Source organism: Bacillus sp. NEAU-Y102, assembly GCF_054788175.1.
Genome location: NZ_JBTWFK010000006.1, coordinates 133,378 through 153,935, shown reverse-complemented (window position 1 = coordinate 153,935; position 20,558 = coordinate 133,378). Strand labels below are relative to the sequence as shown.

The 20,558-nt window shown below is 36.9% G+C and carries 22 protein-coding genes; 15 read left to right on the top strand and 7 right to left on the bottom strand.

Annotated elements, in window-relative coordinates:
* Positions 1 to 76: 76 nt before the first annotated feature.
* The 7 genes from ACYFX0_RS16865 (at position 77) to pgtP (ending at position 7,451) form a co-directional block, all read left to right on the top strand.
* Positions 77 to 907 (top strand): SGNH/GDSL hydrolase family protein, encoded by an 831-nt coding sequence (locus ACYFX0_RS16865; protein ID WP_106081676.1) that lies wholly within the window; start codon positions 77 to 79, stop codon positions 905 to 907.
* Positions 908 to 990: 83 nt separating this feature from the next.
* The gene (gene galE / locus ACYFX0_RS16860; RefSeq protein ID WP_106081675.1) at positions 991 to 1,983 is read left to right on the top strand and encodes a UDP-glucose 4-epimerase GalE; all 993 of its coding nucleotides are present in this window, start codon (positions 991 to 993) and stop codon (positions 1,981 to 1,983) included.
* Between the two features lie 120 nt (positions 1,984 to 2,103).
* A complete protein-coding gene (locus ACYFX0_RS16855; RefSeq protein ID WP_000699556.1) occupies positions 2,104 to 2,775 on the top strand; it encodes a response regulator transcription factor in 672 nt (223 codons plus the stop codon).
* A gap of 11 nt (positions 2,776 to 2,786) precedes the next feature.
* Positions 2,787 to 4,217 (top strand): HAMP domain-containing sensor histidine kinase, encoded by a 1,431-nt coding sequence (locus tag ACYFX0_RS16850; protein ID WP_079246190.1) that lies wholly within the window; start codon positions 2,787 to 2,789, stop codon positions 4,215 to 4,217.
* A 66-nt stretch (positions 4,218 to 4,283) separates the two neighbouring features.
* Positions 4,284 to 5,066 (top strand): DUF3919 family protein, encoded by a 783-nt coding sequence (locus ACYFX0_RS16845; RefSeq protein WP_000826618.1) that lies wholly within the window; start codon positions 4,284 to 4,286, stop codon positions 5,064 to 5,066.
* Complete coding sequence (locus ACYFX0_RS16840; RefSeq protein ID WP_042596732.1) at positions 5,063 to 6,097, top strand: ABC transporter substrate-binding protein; 1,035 nt, start codon at positions 5,063 to 5,065, stop codon at positions 6,095 to 6,097. The genes ACYFX0_RS16845 and ACYFX0_RS16840 overlap by 4 nt, the downstream gene beginning before the upstream one ends.
* Positions 6,098 to 6,116: 19 nt before the next feature.
* Positions 6,117 to 7,451: an MFS transporter gene (pgtP, locus tag ACYFX0_RS16835; RefSeq protein WP_000477603.1), complete on the top strand. Its 1,335-nt coding sequence runs from the start codon at positions 6,117 to 6,119 to the stop codon at positions 7,449 to 7,451.
* 108 nt (positions 7,452 to 7,559) lie between these two features.
* Here the strand turns inward: pgtP and ACYFX0_RS16830 are convergent, their stop codons facing one another.
* Both ACYFX0_RS16830 and ACYFX0_RS16825 read right to left on the bottom strand, forming a co-directional pair.
* On the bottom strand, positions 7,560 to 8,072 hold the full coding sequence (locus ACYFX0_RS16830; protein ID WP_000975590.1) for a DUF3278 domain-containing protein: 513 nt from the start codon (positions 8,070 to 8,072) through the stop codon (positions 7,560 to 7,562).
* Entirely contained in the window at positions 8,073 to 8,264 is a 192-nt protein-coding gene (locus ACYFX0_RS16825) for a helix-turn-helix transcriptional regulator (RefSeq protein ID WP_001067014.1), read from the bottom strand.
* 382 nt (positions 8,265 to 8,646) lie between these two features.
* On the opposite strand from ACYFX0_RS16825, the gene ACYFX0_RS16820 reads away from it, so the two are divergent.
* The 5 genes from ACYFX0_RS16820 (at position 8,647) to ACYFX0_RS16800 (ending at position 13,186) form a co-directional block, all read left to right on the top strand.
* Positions 8,647 to 9,840: an efflux RND transporter periplasmic adaptor subunit gene (locus ACYFX0_RS16820; RefSeq protein ID WP_081144096.1), complete on the top strand. Its 1,194-nt coding sequence runs from the start codon at positions 8,647 to 8,649 to the stop codon at positions 9,838 to 9,840.
* On the top strand, positions 9,837 to 10,517 hold the full coding sequence (locus tag ACYFX0_RS16815) for an ABC transporter ATP-binding protein (protein ID WP_000631619.1): 681 nt from the start codon (positions 9,837 to 9,839) through the stop codon (positions 10,515 to 10,517). The genes ACYFX0_RS16820 and ACYFX0_RS16815 overlap by 4 nt, the downstream gene beginning before the upstream one ends.
* Positions 10,514 to 11,713, top strand: a complete 1,200-nt coding sequence (locus tag ACYFX0_RS16810) for an ABC transporter permease (RefSeq protein ID WP_000054346.1) — start codon at positions 10,514 to 10,516, stop codon at positions 11,711 to 11,713. Before ACYFX0_RS16815 ends, ACYFX0_RS16810 begins: the two co-directional genes overlap by 4 nt.
* 114 nt (positions 11,714 to 11,827) lie before the next feature.
* A complete protein-coding gene (yknW, locus tag ACYFX0_RS16805; RefSeq protein WP_000387928.1) occupies positions 11,828 to 12,496 on the top strand; it encodes a YknW family membrane protein in 669 nt (222 codons plus the stop codon).
* Between the two features lie 219 nt (positions 12,497 to 12,715).
* Complete coding sequence (locus ACYFX0_RS16800; protein WP_460270992.1) at positions 12,716 to 13,186, top strand: sigma-70 family RNA polymerase sigma factor; 471 nt, start codon at positions 12,716 to 12,718, stop codon at positions 13,184 to 13,186.
* Between the two features lie 54 nt (positions 13,187 to 13,240).
* Here the strand turns inward: ACYFX0_RS16800 and ACYFX0_RS16795 are convergent, their stop codons facing one another.
* Entirely contained in the window at positions 13,241 to 13,717 is a 477-nt protein-coding gene (locus ACYFX0_RS16795; protein WP_000368313.1) for a competence protein ComK, read from the bottom strand.
* Positions 13,718 to 13,907: 190 nt separating this feature from the next.
* On the opposite strand from ACYFX0_RS16795, the gene ACYFX0_RS16790 reads away from it, so the two are divergent.
* On the top strand, positions 13,908 to 14,306 hold the full coding sequence (locus ACYFX0_RS16790) for a DUF4359 domain-containing protein (RefSeq protein WP_000731400.1): 399 nt from the start codon (positions 13,908 to 13,910) through the stop codon (positions 14,304 to 14,306).
* 21 nt (positions 14,307 to 14,327) lie between these two features.
* Here the strand turns inward: ACYFX0_RS16790 and ACYFX0_RS16785 are convergent, their stop codons facing one another.
* Both ACYFX0_RS16785 and ACYFX0_RS16780 read right to left on the bottom strand, forming a co-directional pair.
* Positions 14,328 to 14,543, bottom strand: coding sequence for a DUF2922 domain-containing protein (locus tag ACYFX0_RS16785; RefSeq protein ID WP_001197592.1), 216 nt, complete (start codon positions 14,541 to 14,543; stop codon positions 14,328 to 14,330).
* A 116-nt stretch (positions 14,544 to 14,659) separates the two neighbouring features.
* On the bottom strand, positions 14,660 to 14,884 hold the full coding sequence (locus tag ACYFX0_RS16780) for a DUF1659 domain-containing protein (RefSeq protein WP_000963859.1): 225 nt from the start codon (positions 14,882 to 14,884) through the stop codon (positions 14,660 to 14,662).
* Between the two features lie 111 nt (positions 14,885 to 14,995).
* On the opposite strand from ACYFX0_RS16780, the gene ACYFX0_RS16775 reads away from it, so the two are divergent.
* Positions 14,996 to 15,481, top strand: a complete 486-nt coding sequence (locus tag ACYFX0_RS16775; RefSeq protein ID WP_098829182.1) for a VanZ family protein — start codon at positions 14,996 to 14,998, stop codon at positions 15,479 to 15,481.
* Positions 15,482 to 15,553: 72 nt separating this feature from the next.
* Here the strand turns inward: ACYFX0_RS16775 and ACYFX0_RS16770 are convergent, their stop codons facing one another.
* Both ACYFX0_RS16770 and ACYFX0_RS16765 read right to left on the bottom strand, forming a co-directional pair.
* A complete protein-coding gene (locus ACYFX0_RS16770) occupies positions 15,554 to 18,310 on the bottom strand; it encodes a DEAD/DEAH box helicase (protein ID WP_000610096.1) in 2,757 nt (918 codons plus the stop codon).
* Positions 18,294 to 19,913, bottom strand: a complete 1,620-nt coding sequence (locus ACYFX0_RS16765; RefSeq protein WP_017763767.1) for an SWIM zinc finger family protein — start codon at positions 19,911 to 19,913, stop codon at positions 18,294 to 18,296. The genes ACYFX0_RS16770 and ACYFX0_RS16765 overlap by 17 nt, the downstream gene beginning before the upstream one ends.
* A 156-nt stretch (positions 19,914 to 20,069) precedes the next feature.
* Between ACYFX0_RS16765 and ACYFX0_RS16760 the strand changes: the two genes are divergently transcribed.
* Positions 20,070 to 20,558 (top strand): zinc ribbon domain-containing protein, encoded by a 489-nt coding sequence (locus ACYFX0_RS16760; protein ID WP_001281736.1) that lies wholly within the window; start codon positions 20,070 to 20,072, stop codon positions 20,556 to 20,558.

Here is a 20,558-nt window from a genome sequence, read left to right as displayed (position 1 = left end):
GGAAGGAGTTGGGTTTATTTTTGCATGGATTTATATTAGTATTATATATTGTGAGATTAATAGATGAGGTGAATCGATGAATAAGAAAGCAGTACTTGTCCTTGTTATTTTTGTATTGTTTGTAGCTTCGATTGTGAGCGGTAAATTGTACTGGAATAAGAAGATTGCAAATGCAACAGGACAAACGAGTGAAGTAACGAAAACAAAAGCTGAAGTAAAAGATAGCAGAGCAAAGAAAGAAGAGAAAAAAGAAGAGAAAAAAGAAGATGCGAAGTCATCTTTTAATGAGGCATACGCGAAGAACTTGCCAGATGCAGTGAAAGAGAAGTTAAAGAAAGCTGCTGAGGATAAAAAGGCAGTAAATCTTGTTATTGTTGGTGATGAAGCTTCTTCATCTGAAAAAAATGCTTGGGCAGCTAAGTTAACAGCTAATTTAGAAACTGCTTATGGTAAAGGTTTATGGAATGTGACGGTAAAGGAATATAAGGGTGAAAGCACAGAGGAGTTAATTGCAAATAAGCGTGATAAAGAGATTGCGAAAGACAATCCAGATGTGATTTTATTTGAACCTCCATTTATTACCGATAATGGTAAAACTGGTAATGGGAATTCTGTTGTGAATACACAGAAGTTTGTTCAAACACTTTCTACTAGTGCAAAGGGTGCTACGATTATGATTCAACCATCAAATCCAGTGTATGGTGCGAAAAATTATCCGAAATCGATTGAAGCATTAAAACAATTTGCAACGCAAAATAATTATACATATATTGATCATTGGGGAGCATGGCCGGATGCTTCAACGAAAGCAATTTTACCATACCTACAAGAAGAATTTGGTTTCCCAAGTGCAAAAGGACATGATGTTTGGGCGAAACATGTAACTGATTATTTTGTAGCTAAGTAATGAAGGAGAGATAAAAGGTGTACGAGTTCCCGTATACCTTTTCCTTTTATAATTAAGATACTGAAAATAGTAGGAGGAAAACAATGAATTCAATTTTAATCTGTGGCGGAGCTGGCTACATCGGTTCTCACGCTGTGAAAAAATTAGTAGACGAAGGTTTATCAGTAGTAGTAGTAGATAACTTACAAACTGGTCATGAAGATGCAATTACGGGAGGCGCGAAGTTTTATAATGGCGACCTTCGTGATAAAGCCTTTTTAAGGGATGTTTTTAAACAAGAAAATATTGAGGCGGTTATGCACTTTGCAGCTGATTCTTTAGTTGGGGTTAGTATGGAGAAGCCCCTTCAATATTATAATAACAATGTGTATGGTGCACTTTGTTTATTAGAGGTAATGGATGAGTTTAAGGTAGATAAGTTCATTTTCTCTTCTACTGCGGCAACGTATGGTGAGGTAGATGTTGATCTTATTACTGAAGAAACGATGACAAATCCTACGAATACGTATGGAGAGACGAAGTTAGCAATCGAGAAGATGCTTCATTGGTATAGCCAAGCTTCTAATTTACGTTATAAGATCTTCAGATACTTTAACGTGGCTGGTGCGACTCCAAATGGTATTATTGGGGAAGATCATCGCCCAGAGACACATTTAATTCCTCTTGTGTTGCAAGTGGCTTTAGGTCAACGTGAGAAGATTATGATGTTTGGTGATGATTATAATACACCAGACGGTACTTGTATCCGTGATTATATTCATGTTGAAGATTTAGTGGCAGCTCATTTCTTAGGGCTTAAGGATTTACAAAACGGCGGAGAGAGTGATTTCTATAACTTAGGAAATGGTAATGGTTTCAGTGTAAAAGAAATTGTTGATGCAGTTCGCGAAGTTACAAATCATGAAATTCCTGCCGAGGTAGCACCGCGCCGTGCGGGCGATCCAGCACGTTTAGTTGCTTCTTCTCAGAAAGCGAAAGAGAAGTTAGGATGGGATCCTAAGTATGTAAATGTGAAAACAATTATTGAGCATGCTTGGAATTGGCATCAAAAGCAACCGAATGGATATGCTAAATAAATATAATCAGTGAAAGAGAGGGTATCGTCGACAAAATATGTTCGACAATACCCTCTCTTTTTTTGTACGATTTTTGCTATACTAAACTGTACTATAATACATGATGGAAGGAGGAGAATGATGAAAATACTTGTGGTTGATGATGAATCGAGTATTCGTAATTTGATTCGGATGCAGTTGGAGATGGAAGGTTATGAAGTATTGGCAGCGGCTGATGGGAGAGAAGCTTTAGAGCGATGGAATGAAGGGCCGGATGTATTGATTTTGGATGTTATGCTTCCGGATACGGATGGGTATGAGTTGCTTCGTTTGTTCCGTGAGAGGGATAGGGATATTCCGGTGCTTATGTTAACAGCAAAGAGTCAGATGAATGATAAGTTGCTTGGCTTGCAGCTTGGTGCTGATGATTATGTGACGAAGCCGTTTAATTATGCGGAGCTTATTCTTCGGGTTAAGAATATGGCGCGGCGTGTAAAGAAGACGGAGACCGCTGTAAGTCATGAAGTAATTGAGGCTGGAGAGATAGTGATTTGTCCTAAGGAAAGAAAGGTACATGTGAGTGGACAAGAGATTCAGTTAACGTACCGAGAGTTTAATTTATGTCAGTTATTTGTTTCAAATCCGCAGCGTGTGTTTATGAGGGATGAGTTACTTGAGAAAGTATGGGGGTTTGAGTATATCGGAAATACGAGAGCAGTTGATATTATGGTGCAGAGACTTCGAAAGAAGCTTGGTACGAGCGGAGAATATATTAAGACAATTTATGGCGTTGGCTATAAACTGGATTGTTGAGTGGTGATGGTATGTCTTTAAAGCGAAATATGGTGTTTGGAATAGTTGGGCTGTTAATTCCGATTTTTGTTCTTTTATATGCAGTTGTTTATATTACGTTAGAAAAGAATATGTATCATAACGCAGCAGATTCTTTAGAAAAGTTAAGTGTAGAAGCACAAATTTATACGATGAATTATTTAGAGAAGGAAGCAGAAGTGGATACGCTTGGTCCTAATTCACTTTTAATTGCGTCGTATTTAGCGAAGCGTATGGATGTCCGTGTGCAGATGATCGGGAAGAATGGCGATGTTGTTGCAGATACACAAAAAGGAGCATTGCTTCACCGTAACATCGACATTGAGAGTTCCTTGAAGGGAAAGAAGTCTTATGTTTTTGAGGAGGCGGATCCAGCTCCCATTCTTTTGTTTTCAAGCCCGGTTTATTATGGAAACGATGTCATTGGAAGTATTCGTTTTATAAATGAGTTAACGGGTGAGAAGGAAGTTTTAACAAATGTGAGCTGGACATTCTTAATGGCGTCCCTTTGTTTAGTAGCTGCGGGTATTTTCTTTGCGATTCGTTTGGCGAAGTCTCTTCATAAACCAATTGATCAGTTGAGACAAATGGCACAGCGGCTCGCGAATGGTGATTATAAGAGTAAGATTGAGTTAAATGAGTACGTGGAAATCGCTCAGCTTTCAGCATCTTTTAACGCGATGGCCGATGGAATTGAGCTGCATATTAAGCAATTGCAGGAGGAGAAAGAGAAGCAGAAAGATTTCCTAGACCGCATTACGCATGAGCTGAAAACACCGCTAACGGCAATTATCGGTTATGTTGATTTAATTCCGAAGTTACAATCGAAAGAAGATGTACAGGAAAGTCTTCGTTATGTGGCTGTGGAAAGTGAGCGTTTATTATCACTTGTAGAGGAACTGCTTAAGTCTTCGAAATATGGGAAGAGTACGTTTGAAGTGTCTCCTACAGTTGTGAATATAAAGGAATTGGCAGAAGAAGCAGTTTCAATTGTGAAGCCTCGCCTAAATCAATTTGAAATTGAAGTGATAAATGAGTTAACGGGTGTACATGTTGTTGCGGATTTTGATAAGACGAAGCAAATTTTCTTAAATGTGCTTGATAATGCAATTAAATATAGTGATGCTTCGCACATTCGTATGAATGTAATTGTAAATGAGCATGAGGCGAAGGTTTTTGTTCATGATGATGGGATCGGTATAGATGAAGTGGTGCTTGCAGAGTGGAATGAGTCTCCGAAAGGAAAGGCACTTCCGTCTAGTTACGGGAATGGTTATGGTTTGTATATTTGTCAGGAGATTATGAATAAGCAGGGCGGAAGCATGCGGATTGAGAGTAGTGAAGAAATAGGTACTACAATATTCATTACATTTTTGCTTCCGAGAAGGATGGAAGACATAAAAAACTTGAAAGCGGTTAAATGATACATTTATGAAACAATTATGCGGTATTTTCGAAACAACGTTTTTTTATCTTGGAGGTAGGCAGAAATGAAAAGGCTATCATTTCAAATTCTTATGTTTGTCATTTGTATGATTGTTTCTCTTGTTTTGTTTTATGTTATGGAGAAGCAAATATATAATCGAATCAACATTGTAAATGATAAACAAGCCGTTTTACAAAGGGTGAATGAATCTCTTCCAATTGAAGTGAAAGTAAGACATGAAAAGTGGGGAGAAATTGTTGTAACGGATGAAGTTCGTTTGCATACGATTGTTTCATTCTTTGACCGAATTCGAATAGAGCCTGAGGGCGTTAAGAGCCAAGAACAAGTATTTACTGGAGAAGTAACGTACTTGAATGGACATAAGCGTACTTTTGCAGTAGGTGACTTGTTCCAGTATGGGGAAAATGTATACGGAAAGAATGGCATGGATCCGATGATTTCAGCACTTCAAACGTATTTATTAAGCCTGTATTACACGCCAGAGCGTATTAGTGATTTCTTTGCTTCGGCAAAGGATGTCGTAGTACGTCAAGGTGATGTGGTACGTACTATCAATCTTACGCACATACTTGATTCTATTCGGTACGCAAAGCAAATTACAGATTACGGAGAAATTCAGAAGTTATTACAATCGCAGAATGAACCGATTGCTTATATTACAGCTTATAAAACAGGTAAGCGTGTAAAGAATGATCGTGAAGATATTCTTACGATTTCTGTGTATCCATCGTACTTTGTGGTGCAATATCTCGGTGATAATAACGGAAACGTCATGTATATGAAAGGCTCTCTAGCAGAGTTATTCGTAAAGGAGAATGCGTCATGAGAAAGATAGCCTTTTTCTTCTTTTTGCTAGTAATTGGAGGAGCGATGTCTAGTTGCTCTCGAGATACAACCTCTATTAAATATAGTAAAAATGGTCTCCCTATTTTGGATGATCGTCATATTGTTGCGTATGTAGCGGCTCGTGAGGAAGTTGGTGAAGCGTTACTTTCATCATTTTGTAAGCCACGCAGATGTACGTATGAATTTATTCGTCTTTCAACAGAAGAACTTCTTCGTAGAGTGGAAGAAGAAGCTGGCAATCCGAAGGCGGATATTATTATTGGCGGTACAGTAGATGCGCATCAAATGATGAAGCAAAAAAATCTTTCTATTCCTGTGATAAGCCAACATGCAAATCGTATTTCGAAAACCGTTAAAGATAAAGATGGTTATTGGTACGGTTATGAAGTGGAGAAGCTGGCAATTGCGATTAATAAAGAGCGGTGGAACGAGGAAATAGCGCCGCTCGGTCTCTCGTATCCGTTAAGATGGAAAGATTTATTGAATCCAGTATATAAGGGAAAGATTGTCATGCCCGATCCAAATGTTTCAGGTACAGCATATACGTTTTTTCAATCACTTATTGATACATTAGGTGAAGAGGAAGCGAAGGAATATGTGAAGAATCTGGCAGAACAAGTTGGAGAAGTAACAGTGAATGGTTACATCCCAGCAGAACTTGTTGCGAGCGGTGAATATATGATAGGCATCAACTTTATGGGAGATCAGAGAATGCTTCAAAAACAAGGCTTTCCTATTTTAAGTAACGAACCTGAGCAAACAGGGTTATCCGTTAATGCGATTTCTAAACTAAAACGTGCACCGAGTGGTATTATTGCGGATTTATTTATTGATTATTGTTTATCAGAAGAAGCGGGTCACATTTTAGAAAAAGTGTCGTTTGGCGTACCAACGATGTTTGCGAAGAATGAGAAAGAAATAGAAGGACAGCCGGTTAGAAGGACGAACCAAAATATATCAAATAGCGGGATAATCGAGATATGGAATAGACAGCGTCTCTCTCTGAAGTGAGAAAAGGAGACGAAAATATATGTTTAAATGGCTCAAGCCAGCACCTGCAATTGAAAGATTGCCAGCGGATATGATCGACCGTGTATATCGATTACTACGTATTCGTGTGTTAATCGGGATTTCAGTTGGATATGCTGCTTATTATTTAGTTCGTAGTAACTTTACGTTATCAAGTACGTACTTAGTACAAGAATATGGTTTTAGTACAGCTGAAATTGGTCTACTAGGTTCAGTAATGGCAATTGTTTATGGATTTAGTAAGTTCTTTATGGGGAATTTATCAGATAAAGCTTTCGCCCAGCGCTTTATTGCAGTCGGTTTATTCTTATCAGGGCTTGTAAATATTTGTTTTGGCTTTGCATCTTCATTTGGGATGATTGTTACATTACTTGTTGTTAACGGTATTGTACAAGGTATGGGAGCACCACCTTGTAGTATTGTTATGACGAAATGGTTCTCGAAGAAAGAACGCGGTACGAAAACAGGTCTTTGGAATATTTCACATAACGTTGGTGGAATGCTTGTGCCACCACTTGTCGGAATTGGTGTAGGTATTTTTGGTGAAAACCATTGGCAAGGCGGCGTGTTTATTTTCCCTGCAATTATCGCAATGGTAATTTCAGTTCTTGTTTGGATTAATGCGAAGGATACACCAGAATCTGAAGGTCTTCCTCCAATTGATGAGTATCGTAATGACTATGAAAATCTTGAAAAAGCAGATAATGCTAACAAGATGTCACCAAAAGAAATTTTAATGAAGTATGTAGTGAAAAATAAATTTGTATGGTTCTTATGTATTGCAAATGCATTTGTTTATTTAATTCGTTTCGGTGTTATTAACTGGGTTCCACTTTATTTAACGACAGTTAAAGGATTTTCAAAAGCAGAAGCGCATGCGGCATATGCAATCTTTGAAGGTATGGCAATTCCAAGTTCATTAATCGTTGGTTTTTTAAGTGATAAATTATTTAAAGGAAAACGTATGCCATTATGTATTATTAGTATGGTTGGGGTTGTTATTGGTACGTTTATATATTGGCAAGCAACTAGCGTACTTGTTGTAAGTATTGCAGTTTCTATTATCGGTTGTTTAATTTATGTACCACAGTTCTTAATCGGTTTAAGTGCAATGGAATTAGTACCGAAATTTGCAGTAGGTACGACAGTTGGTATGTGTGGTTTATTCGGTTATGTAGGCGGAAGTCTTGTAGCTAACGCAGCAATTGGTGTTATTGTTGATCGTTCTGGCTGGGATGGTTGTTTCATCTTACTATTAACAGGAGCGGTTTTATCAACAATCTTCTTATTTATTGTTCAACGTGGACATGAGAGAAAAGATCCTAAAGTAGCGTAATATTTTGTTTGAAAAGCTATCCAATTGTGTGTGATTGGATAGCTTTTATATTAGAAAAAACAAACAGTATGAAAAATTGCAGTTTAATATATAAATGATTTTTGTTAATTAATATAATTTTTTTAGATTCCATAAACCAAATAGATACATGGTTATACCGAAAAATCCGCCGCCACAGATGAAAATTACAACCTTAAATAAAGAAATAGAGATTTCCTCTGAACCTACATAGGGAAGGATATAATTCATAAAAACAAACATTTGAAAGCCCCAAAGCACACCTGCTTTTAAGCCAGCTTTTCTTAATTTTTTCTTGTGTTGTAAATATTCTTCTTTTGTTGCACATTCAGTATCACTTAAACCTTTTTTCTTGAATTTAAAGGCTAAGTAATTAGCATAAATCATATTAGATAGAAAAATGAATATTGTCCCTATAGATATTGTGTGATTCATAGTATCAACAAGTAACATAATAAGCATTACCAACATATTTAACCACCACAAACCAATTCCAGCTACAGATAACTCTTTATTGATTTCTTGTTTTTGGTATTCATCTCTCTCACTTAGTGTTCCAACAAAACTATTATAAACTCTTTCTTTCCATTCAATTTTCATCATTTAATCTCCCTCCCAAAATAGACTATTTAAATCTGTTTTTAGTGCTTTTGCTAATTCGATACATAAGGCTAAAGAGGGATTATATTTCTTGTTTTCAATTAAATTTATTGTCTGTCTCGCCACGTTAACTTTTTTAGCTAACTCTAGTTGCGATAGCCCTTCAGATTTTCGATATTGTTTAACGTTATTCAAATATAACCCTCCCATTGATGGTTGTAGACCTCGTGTACCGAAATGTCATTTATATGTGACATTTTATAATTGAATAGATGAAATGTCAAATATATATGACAAAATAGCGATGGTGCAATTAGGAAAATGATTTTAATGATTCATTTTGGCAAGAAGTATGTTAATAAAGAATGGCTTCCATTCAATTAAAATTGCTCTTTTTCCTTTCCTTAAATCTATCTTAAAAGATATAATGTCATATTTCTAATCATTGGAATTTTTGTTACAATATAAATGGATGTGTAAAACTTTGTAAAAATAATGTAATAATATGTAATCTGTTTTCAGAAAGTTTTATACAATTTTTATATTAAACTATTAAGTTATAAAAGGGAGCGAGAATATGTTACCAAATACGGTTCGTACTCCAAACAAGAAGAAGAAATGGATTATTATTGGGGTTATTGCACTAATTGTTATTGTAGCAGCAATTAATATTTTTGTTATGCAAGGGAAGAAGAAGGGTGCATCAACAAATGCTGATGCTGTAAGTTTTGAGAAAGTGACAGAGCGTAAGCTGAATAATACGAAGTTAATTTCTGGTCAGGTGAAGCCTGGTAATATTGAAAGCTTCTATGCAGATCCTGCCAAAGGGAAAGTGAAAGATATTGAGGTAAAAGAAGGGCAAGAGGTAGAGAAAGGCACGAAGTTATTCTCTTATGATAATGAAGAGATTAATCTTCAGATGAAGCAAGCTGAACTTGATCAGAAGATGGCAGATATGCGTTATGATCAAGGGAAAAAGAAGATTGATTCGCTAAAGAAAGAAATTAAGAAGGCGAAAGATAGCGGAGCTGGGAAAGAAGTAACGGATCCGATGGACGAGCAAGTAAGTGAGCTGGAGATTGCTCAAAAGACAACTGATCTTGAGAAAGAAAAAGGGAAGTTGCAGAAAGAAGAGTTAAGTAAGAAGCAGAAAGAGCTTACGATTTATAGTAATTTCGCTGGTGTTGTTCAAAAGTTAGATAAAGATGCGGCACAAAGTTCATCTCAAGCGTTAGGTGGTCAAGGAAAATCGTTTTTACAAGTAGCTTCTAAAGACCCATTCCAAGTTCAAGGTACGTTAACTGAGCTTCAGAAGTCACAAATTCAAAAGGATCAAACATTCACTGTAACAGCGAAAGCAAATAATAAAAAGAAGTGGACAGGTAAGATTACAGAGGTAAGTGAGTTCCCAACGAGTGCAGAGATGGCGCAAGCTGGCGGCATGGGTGAAGCAACTCAAAATATGTCTCAGTATACATATAAAGCAAGTCTTGATAGTCAAGACGGTTTATCTCCAGGTTACCACGTTTCATTGCAAGTAAACTTAGAGAATAAGACGATGATTGCTGTTCCAAGTAAAAGCATTGTAGAAAAAGGCGAGGATGCATTTGTTTATGTTGAGGAAAAAGGGAAGCTTCGTAAACAAAATGTGAAAAAAGGTTCTACTGATGGAGACTGGACAGAGGTTGTAGAAGGCGTAACAGTGGGGCAAAAGGTGGTTAAAAATCCTTCCGACGATGTGTATGACGGAATGGAAGTGAAAGAGAAATGATTACGTTAAATAATATTGCTAAAACGTATTATCAAGGAAAATTGGCGGTGCCGATTTTGCATGGTATTAGTTTAACGATTCAGAGCGGTGAGTTCGTTTCGATTATGGGACCGTCTGGTTCTGGTAAGTCAACGCTTATGAATATTATTGGTTGCTTAGATCGTCCAACAGAAGGCGAATATAAGCTGAATGACGTGAATATCTTAACAGCAGACGAGTCAAAACTTGCTTTAATTCGTAATGAATATATTGGGTTTGTATTTCAGCACTTTAATTTACTGCCTCGTCTTTCCGCAGTGGAAAATGTTGAGCTTCCGCTCGTATATGGTGGTGTGAAGAAAGCGGAGCGTCGCAAGCGCGCTTTGGAGGCGTTAGGTAAAGTTGGATTGGCAGATCGCGTGCATCATTTACCGAATGAGTTATCAGGTGGACAGAAGCAGCGTGTAGCGATTGCAAGAGCGATTGCAAATAATCCAACGTTCATTATGGCCGATGAACCGACTGGTGCACTTGATACGAAGTCTGGTGAGCAAGTTATGGATATTTTCACGAAGCTTAATGCAGAAGGTACAACAATTGTTATGGTTACGCATGAAGAGGAAGTAGCAGCGTATTCTTCCCGCCGCATTGTACTGCGAGACGGGAAAGTTACAGAAGATAGAAGGTGTGCGGTATGAGTTTACTAGATAGTATAAAAATTGCCCTCTCTTCTATTTTAGCTCATAAATTGCGTTCAGCTCTTACGATGCTCGGTATTATTATCGGGGTAGGTTCAATTATTACTGTCGTTGCGATTGGGCAAGGCGGGGAAGCTGCATTGAAATCGCAGTTTGTTGGGGCAGGTAATCAAACGGTTCCGATTCATTATAGTGCAGATATAAACGATCCTTTCGGTATGGGAATGGTAGAAGCACCGAAGATAACTGAAGAAGACATTTTTGAAATTAAAAAAATTCCAGAAATCGCACATGTGGTAACAACAAATTCCAGCATGGAACCACTTGATATTGAAGATAAAAAAGAAATGGTGAGTATTACTGGATTAGATAGCGAGTACTTTGCAGTAAATAAAGTAAAGTTGTTAAAGGGACGTTCTTTACAAGAATCAGATGTGGATCAAGGTAATAACGTTGTTATGATTAGTAAACAAATGGAAGAAAAGGTGTTTAAGGATGCCAATCCAGTCGGTAAAATTATTGAAATGAAAGGTCAACCGATGCAAATTATCGGTGTCTACAAATCAGATAATGAGTTTATGGGAATGGGACCATCAGAAGCACTAGTTCCAATTTCATTATGGCCGACACTGTATGGAAAAGATGAAATTCAAAATATTTCTGTTCAAGCAAAAAATGTAGATAATCTAGAAAAAGCAGGTAAAAAAGCTGCAGATGTCTTAAACAGTCGTAAACCGACTGATGCAACTGGTAAATATGAAGTTATGAATTTAAAAGAAATTCAAGAAGGTATTTCGAAGATGACCGGTATTATGACAATGATCATCGGTGGTATTGCTGGTATTTCATTAGTCGTTGGTGGAATTGGTGTTATGAACATCATGCTTGTATCTGTAACGGAGCGTACACGTGAAATTGGTGTACGTAAAGCACTCGGGGCAACACGTAGTAAAATTTTATTACAGTTTTTAATTGAAGCTGTTATGTTAACACTTCTAGGTGGTTTAATCGGAATTGGTCTTGGATACGGCGGAGCATATATCGTTTCCACATTCGCAAAATGGCCACCGCTCGTTTCGTGGGAAGTTGTCGTTGGAGGCGTACTGTTCTCGATGACACTCGGTATTATTTTCGGATTAATTCCAGCAAATAAAGCTGCGAAATTAGATCCAATTGAAGCATTGCGTTATGAGTAATTAATAGTGTAGTAGAACTACACATTACCGTTCTAATGGGCGGTTCGTAGCCTCTTGCGTGAGGAAGTGAACCGCCCGTTAGAACGGGTTATATAAATAGAAGGAGGCGTTATAATGGAAGCAAATATTAATACGCAAGATGTGGGTGCGAAGAAGCCATCATTATTAGGAATGATTACTTCTCCAGGTGAGCAATTTGAGAGAATGAAGACGAGTAATGCAGTTTGGGGTGCATTTTGGCTACTTGTTTTAATAGCTGGGCTTGTTGGGGGATTTGCTGCTTATGTATATTCTCTAACACCTGAGGCAATTAAGCTTAATAAGGAATTAGGTGTTACTGTTTCAGCTGCAATGACATACGGTATGGGATTTGGGGTAATTGCTATTAGTATGGCATTTGTCTTTCTACTTAGTGCTGTGGTGTATAAAGTGTTAATGGTGTTTATAAGCAATGATACTTCTTATAAAAAATTATTAGCGATTACTGTATATTCAAGTGTTATTTCATTACTTGGTTTATTAATAAATACGATTTTAGCATATATTTTAGGTGGAACGGGTCAAGAAATGTACACTGGCCTAGAACCGATTTTCGCCTCAAGTAGTGGTGTTGTAAAAGGTATTGTAAGTAAATTTGAAGTGTTTACAATCTGGGGATATGCAGTTACATGGCTAGGTCTTCAAATTACAGCAGGTTTAACTAAAAAGCAGGCAACAATTATTACTATTGTTTTCTTTGTTTTAACTCTTGGAATGGGAGCTTTACAAGGTATGTTCCAATAAGGAAATAAAATAGAAAAGGTGACTCTTCAAGAGAGTCACCTTTTTTATTTTTACCCTTACTTCAAATACCACCAACAAAATTTCAAATACTATCTAGTGTAATTTCAAATTCCATCGGTAGTATTTGAAATTACTCACAGTGAAATCTTTCCCTTATTTTTATATTGTGAAGGTACCGCGGAATAATAGAAAGGTATACCTTTTAGAAACGGGTACTGTGTGAAGCCAGCGACTTTTAAAGAGGTAGTTGTTTTGTATGAAGGGATGATTGTAAATCAAATAAAGAAATTAGGTATTCGTAAAGATTATGAAGAGTATTATCAATGTGGTTTAATTGGTCTTTGGCATGCGTATGAAAGATTTGATGCGGAGAAGGGGTATTTCCCTGCATATGCACTTGTAACGGTGCGTGGTTATATATTAGAAAGATTGAAGAAAGAATCTACTTTGCAAGAAAGATATGTATGTGTAGGTGAGTATGAAGAAATCTTTCATTTTGAAGATGTCGAAATAAGAGTGAAGGATTTTATGAGTGTGTTAGACGAGAAGGAGAAGTATATTATTTTTGAACGTTTTTTTGTAGGGAAGACGATGGGAGAAATCGCTTTAGAGACGGAAATGACATATTATCAAGTAAGATGGATGTATCGGCAAGCACTCGAGAAAATGCGAGATAGTGTAAGAGGATAAAAATAACAAATAGAATGGAAGGTAAGGAAATACTACCTTCCATTCTATTTGTTATTAAGGTGATGAATCTTGCATGTTCATTTGGGATAATACATATCCAGCTTTCCATAATTGCTGACTTAGCTTATGGGAACTAATTTGTATTGTTACGGTAGCTCCGTTTGAAAAATGAATTTTAGCTCGTTTAGCTTTTTTGAAAAACTCTATTGTATGAACATGTTTGAAGAAAAGCCAAATACAATTTGGAGAAGCAGGAGATTCTGTTGGGAAAGCGCAAATATATTCTCTATGATTGATCGGAATTGGAACGTTTTGTTTAAATTTAAATTTTGTTTTTACGGCATTACGTCTCCCTTGATAGGTAGAATGAATATTTGTTAGACAAGATTTCTGTATAAGTTGGAGAGCAGTCTGACAGGAGTAAAGATGGTTTCCGCTACTGTCGATGATTTTTGTACGGTAATAAGGGTGTTTACATGGTTCAAGCATCATTGTAGAACTAGAAATAAAAATGTTGTTTTCATTATCCATAATTCTATATCCTCCCTTATAATTATCATTCTGAATATAATTATATATAAATTAAGTAAATTGATTGTTAATATTCTATTTCATATTGTAAATTTTGGCTATTCGTTTACAATCAATAGGTGATAGTCTTTCTAATTTGCATCGCTTGTACATATATATGAAAATAGAAAAGAGTAGGCGGTGATATAGTATGAAGAAAAAGTATATTATTATGGCTTTAGTTGTCATTCTCTTAGTATATTTAGCAAACAGCAATCCGAGTAAAGGCGAATATACAGAATGGGCAGCGAAGCAGTTTATGAAGCGTAATGATGTGAGTAAGAAGCTAGATGAAGTTCAAAAAGAGAATGAAGAGGGTCTCCTTGGCGACTTGGCATCGGCCGGTAAAAAGTTAGCGAAAAAGTATGTTGAGCCACAAGTTGGATTATTAATTGATCATTATACGAAGCGAAATGATTATATATTCTTCTCAACATATACGACTGAGTTTGATATAGGTGAAGAACATTATAAGTACGTATGCGTCGGTTTTTCAAAGATTTTTATTCCGATTGAAATGCCGAAGAAAAAAGACGAATCTGCAAAATGATGCAGATTCGTCTTTTTCATTTTATAGAGTAATTGGAATTTCAGATACATTTTTTTCTACAAGGCGAGCTCCCTTTTTTCTTGTATTTTCATCAATGGATGAAAATACAGATGAGGCAAGGATTGTATCCATTACTTGATTTACGACTTGTGCATCAATTGGTGTGATGGGCGTATCGATAGAAAAAACGACTGTTTTTCCATCTTCTTTCGCGAAAATCAACTCTAGTACTTGCATGTGTTATTCCCTCCTTTGTATTTATCAAGCTATTTACGGGATTCGGGTCTGCCGGTTAAATTGCGGGCTAATAATCAGTGGGGATGAATAAAATCCCCACTGATCTGAGTTTTACTTTATAGTTTAGAAAGATCTGATGTGCTTACAAGTTGTACAGCGTGAAGTGGTGATGCCTGTAAGGAAGCAAGAGCATGAGCTACGTTGTGTATTTGATCTAAGCTCGCATTTGTTTTAACACGTTTAAATTGTTTGCTCTTGAAAACTGTTTTGCCGTTCTTATCTAATCCGTTGTTTAATACTAGACGTAAAGTTAAATCCATTACGATTGTTTCAATTGCCATGTGTATCACCTCCTTTCACTTTATAAATAGGTTGCAAATGTCATGTTTTGGCGTGAAATTTTTTCTTTTTTTTGGTACCCTTAAAAGATTAAGAGAGGAGAATTCTGGATAATGAATCGTAAATGGTTATTTTGGATTCCTGTATTACTATGGATGGGGCTGATTTTCTATTCTTCGGCACAACCATATAAAAAGCAGGATATGCGTTCAGATATTGAACAATATGTAAATGTTGAATTTGTAAAAGAGCATTTTTCATGGGTATCTATTGATTATGGTGGAGGAACCCCTGTTAGTATTGCGAATAAAGGTGTAGGCGGATTTATTGAGTTTTTCCTTCGTAAAGGTGCTCATTTTACGGTGTTCTTTATGCTAGGTTCATTGATTTATTACGCTTTTCATCGATCAGGTCATTCGAGGAAAAGATGTTTTATATATGCCATTCTTTTCGTTGCGGGTTATGCAACATTTGATGAAATTCACCAATGGTATACGGGGGACCGTACACCAATGTGGCAAGATTCATTGCTTGATACGTGCGGCGGATTAACGGGAATTATAATAAGCAATTGGTTTTGGAATAGAAAAAAGCGCTAATCTCATTTCGAGATTAGCGCTTTTTTTGCGGGTAGTAAAACTTCCGGTAACCGACCTGATTCAAGTTTCACTTTATACACCAAGTAATTCTTTTAGTTCGTCTGTTGATAGTTCAGTCATCCAGCTATCGCTTGTGATGACCGCATTGTTTAGAGATTGTTTTCTTTCTAGCATTTCATCGATTTTTTCTTCTAATGTTCCTGTTGTAATGAGTTTGTGAACATGAACAAATCTTTTTTGACCAATGCGATATGCGCGGTCTGTTGCTTGATTTTCCACAGCTGGATTCCACCAACGATCGTAGTGAATGACATGGTTGGCAGCAGTTAAGTTTAATCCTGTTCCGCCAGCTTTTAAGGATAAGATGAAAATGTCATACGTTCCGTTTTGGAACTCCTCAATCATCTTGTCACGATCTTTTTTCGGTACACTACCGTTTAAGAAGAGGACACGCTGGCCAAATTGTTCTTCTAGCACACGTTTTAGCATGTTTCCCATGCCGATGTACTGAGTGAAGATGAGGCAACTTTCATTTTGATCTTTTATATTTTCGATGAGCTCCATTAACGTTTTTGTTTTCATAGAGCGTTCAACGACATTTTGTGGTTCTTCTTCTTTTAAATAAAGAGCAGGATGATTACAAATTTGTTTTAGCTTGTTCAACATAAGTAATATAAAGCCACGTCTTTCAATTCCGCTTAATCCTTCTACATTTTGCAGTGTATCTTGAACAAGTTGTTCATATAAGGAAGCTTGTTCACCAGTAAGAGGACAGTAAGCTTTTTGTTCTTGTTTATCTGGTAAATTTAATGCGACTGTTTGATCTTTCTTCGTTCGGCGCAGTAAAAATGGTGAGATAAACCGTTGAACTTGCTGGATTTTTCCTTCATCACGATCTTTTTCAATCGGTGTGACGAAGCGGCGTTGGAATTGTCCTAAGCTTCCGAGATATCCATGATTAATAAAGTCGAAAATGGACCAAAGTTCAGCGAGGCGATTTTCCATTGGTGTACCAGTTAAAGCGATTTTGTGATTTGCCTGCAAGTTTCGTACTGCTTTCGACTGTTTCGTATGTGGGTTCTTAATATTTTGTGCTTCATCCAAAATAACAGCATCCCAGCATAATGAAGTCAGTTCTTCCTCATCGAGTTGAGCCAATGCATAAGATGTTAATACAACATCTGCTGATTGAAGGAAATCTTCAAATGAATTGCCCTTCTCTCTATTACTTCCGTAATGTAATTGGACACATAAATTCGGTGCGAAACGCTCAAATTCTTTTTGCCAATTTCCAAGAACAGATGTCGGCGCTACGATTAATGCAGGGCCTGTTTTGAGATTGTTTTCTTTTATATATAGTAAGTAAGAGATTGTTTGAATACTTTTCCCGAGTCCCATATCGTCAGCTAGCAATGCTCCAAATCCAAGCTTTCGTAAATATAATAACCATTCAATACCATGTTGTTGATACGGACGAAGTGTTGCGTTTAGTGAAGTAGGGACATCTACCTTTGGAATATCTCCAATATGAAGCAGCTTTTGGAATAGTTCCTCATAATATCCATCTAGTTCGATTTCAATATCAGTAAACGGACTATCATCTTCTACAATTTCTGTTTCAGCCGTATTTGATAAATGTTGCTGCAGGACATCTTTCATCTCTAGTCCGTATTTATCGGCACGGTTCATGAGTTTCCTTACTTCTTCGATAAAGGCTGGATCTAGTCGCATCCATTGACCATTTATATTAAATAGACGTTTGTTTTGTTCAACGAGCTCGAAAAATTCGCTTTCTGATAAATCAATGCCGTTCGTCGAAATGCGCCAGTCAAAATTAACGAGCGTATTCATACCGAAGAACGATTGTGTTTGTGCTGTATTTTGCTTCAACTGGACACGTAATTTCGGTTTTGTTGCTTTTAAATTTTGCCACCATGATGGTAGTAAAATTGTAATGCCGGCTGCAAGTAATTCGTTGCTTGCATCTGTTAAGAAGTTCCAAGCTTCTGTTTCAAAGAGCTCATTTCGGAATGTATCTCCTTCTTTTAACCACGGTATGAGCTTACTAAAACCTTCTTGTGTTTCTGTAATCCGTTCTTCGTAATCGTGCCATCTTTTCGGTAAGGAATCGATGTTTTCATATACATATATGCGATGAGCCCCGCGCTTTGGTGTCACAATTGTTTCAAGCTTCCACATTTCAAATTCTTCTTGTGGTTCTTGTAGTCTTAGTCCGATTGTAAACGGAAGATCATCTTCAATATAACCGATTTTTCGAAGCCAATCTTCTTCATGTAGTGCTGTTTCCAATTGTCTTTTCGTAAAGTCGTAATGTTCATATAGCCTTTTAGCATCTTCCCAGCCGTCATTTGAGCGATTATCTTGTAATATGCTTTCATTAACTGCTGCTGAGAAAAGAGATGCTAATGTATCATCTTCAATTGGTGTATTTTGAACTTTCCAAGATGGCTGTTTAGGCCAATGATTCATATCTGGTACGAAGCTACCACTCGTAAAGGCGTCCCATAATTCATTTGCATCTTTCGTAAGTGCTGTAATAGGTCCGTTTATTTGCATATGTGCAAAGGAATTCATCGGTTTGTTTGCAATGTATTCAAAGGCTTGTGCATTTGTTAGGAGCACACCTTGTTTTCCTTCGAAGGTTGCTTCTTTTAGAGAAGTACCGTAGAAAGAAGTGGAGTGCCATGTGAATGCATTTCGCTTCCAACTTTTTACGGATAATGGAGTACCGCTGTCATCTTCTCCCCAAAGGAACCAACCTTGACTAACATGCTGGAGCCTAATTGTTACTTCAGTTTGATTGATCATCGATTAATTTTCCTTTCCGTAATTCCTCTTGTAGTGCACGCAGACGTGAATGGAGATTGGCGATGTGAATAATGAAAGCATCCCATTCATCGGTGCGTTTTAATCGTTTATACAATGTACGTAATTTCTTTAAGTAACGAACTGCGCGTTTATATGATTTACGATTTCGTTCTTCAATCGCCTCTACAGCAGCAAGATGGTAAAGAGGAAGTGCCACTTCTGGCGCTTCTTTTTCAATATCTTTCAGTGGCTCTTTCAACAGCTCAATTGCTTCAAATCCATATAGGAGATGAAGCTCTGCCCATGTACGATACTGTTTTTTCGCGAGTACGTACTGTTCATAGTTTGTGAAACTATACGGTAATAGTTCTTGTAAGATCATTTCGAAACCAGCTTGTTCATTTGTATGTGTTGCATATGTTTCATACATGATTACAAATAGCCGAACGACATCTTTTATGAAAATCGTATTTTCGTGATCTTGGATCGTTTTCTTTACTTGTTTATACGTAAAGGAAAGCCAGTTTTTTGCACGATCCCAATGCATGGCACTTAATAGTTCTTCTAACCAATAGAAGTATAGACTCACAACAGAAGCAGGCTGTTTTTTTAGTAAGTCCATCGCTAGTAGATCTTCGTCATTTAAAAAGAGAAGATGAGAAGACGCTAACGCTTTAGATAGTGGATTGATTTTCGTATCGATTCGTTTTTCTTCTTCTTGTATTTTCTCTTTATTGTTTAAAAGTTCACTCCATATGTGACGATAAATGAAAAATCGCTCTTGCGTATAAGCGTCGGTAGAGAAGAATACTTCATGAACGAGACGAGCTGTTTCTTGTAAAATTATTTTAGACTCTGAAGGAATCGCTTCTGATTGTAAGTCCCGAACGATGGATTCCACTTTGTCTACAAATAGGCGAATGACATTAACAGGTTGGTGATAAGAATATGTTTTGTTTGCTTCGAATGCCTGAATTTCTTCTAATAATTTTTGAAAGCAGTAAAGTGCTGCGTGTAACCTGAATAATTCATGTATCGCAATGACACGCGGAGCTTTCCGCTCAAGTTTCGTATAGAAATCTGTAAAGATACTCATAAGAAAATACATTTGTTTATAAGTAAGCCGAGCTTGTTCTTTTTTAAATGAATCATATTCTTTTTCAAAATATGATTCCCAACTTTTATAGTCAGTTTCTTCAAAAGCTGATGATTGCAATACTTGTCTTGCAGTTCGAATAGGGGGAAGGGAAGGTTTCGTATTATTTTTAAATAAAGTTAATACATCTCCTACTTGCCCGAAACTAGACGCTGCAGATAGTAATACAGCGAGCATATGCTCACATTGTGTTGGTGCGAAGCAATCACAATAGCTTTCAGCGACGTTACGAATCGGAATATGAACGCTATATACGTTGCCTTCCGCATCTACAGTTCCTGATAGTGTATAACCATCAAAGTCAACGTTATAGACAACACCACTACGATATAGGTGCCGAGCTGTAGCGACATGTTCCTGATCAGCTGTTTGCTGTGGATCTAGTCCTTGAACGAACTCATTCGCAATCATCATAATTTCATCTTTCGTAATTGAGTGTTGCAGCATAATATTCCTCCGTACACATATTTCTTTCCTTTACCATTATAAACAAAAAATGCTCAAAACAGAAAAAATGAAATTTGGATTACATAACTTGAAAATCATGGTAATATATAAAATGTTAATTTCGTATATTACTATATATTTATAGGAGGGGAAGTTGTGTCAGATTTACAAGCGAAGTTTGGTAATGGTATGAACAAGTTGCAAGAGGGAATTGAGCAAGGAAAGATGAAGTTGCAAGTTGCACAAGAGGTTGCACAACTAAAGAAAATTACGCAGGAGAAGTTACAAGCGAAAACTGAAATTTTGTTGGAGCTTGGTCAAACTACATATATGCAACTGCGCAATGATGAAGTTCGAATAGAGGTATTGAAAGGAATTGTAGAACCGGTACAAGAGCTTGATATTGCTATTTATAACATGCGTAAGCAAATTGCTAATTTGCAGAATCAAGGTCAGAAAGGGCAGTGTAGCTGTGGTGGCTCATTATCATTAAATGATAAATTTTGTGGACAGTGCGGGAAAGAAAATGAGTTACTCCTTCAAACAAACAATGTTGAAAATGAATCATGTTCTTCATGTAGTGAACAAATCGCAACAGAAGCTATATTCTGTCCAGTTTGTGGTATGAAGCAAAGTAAGGAGTGA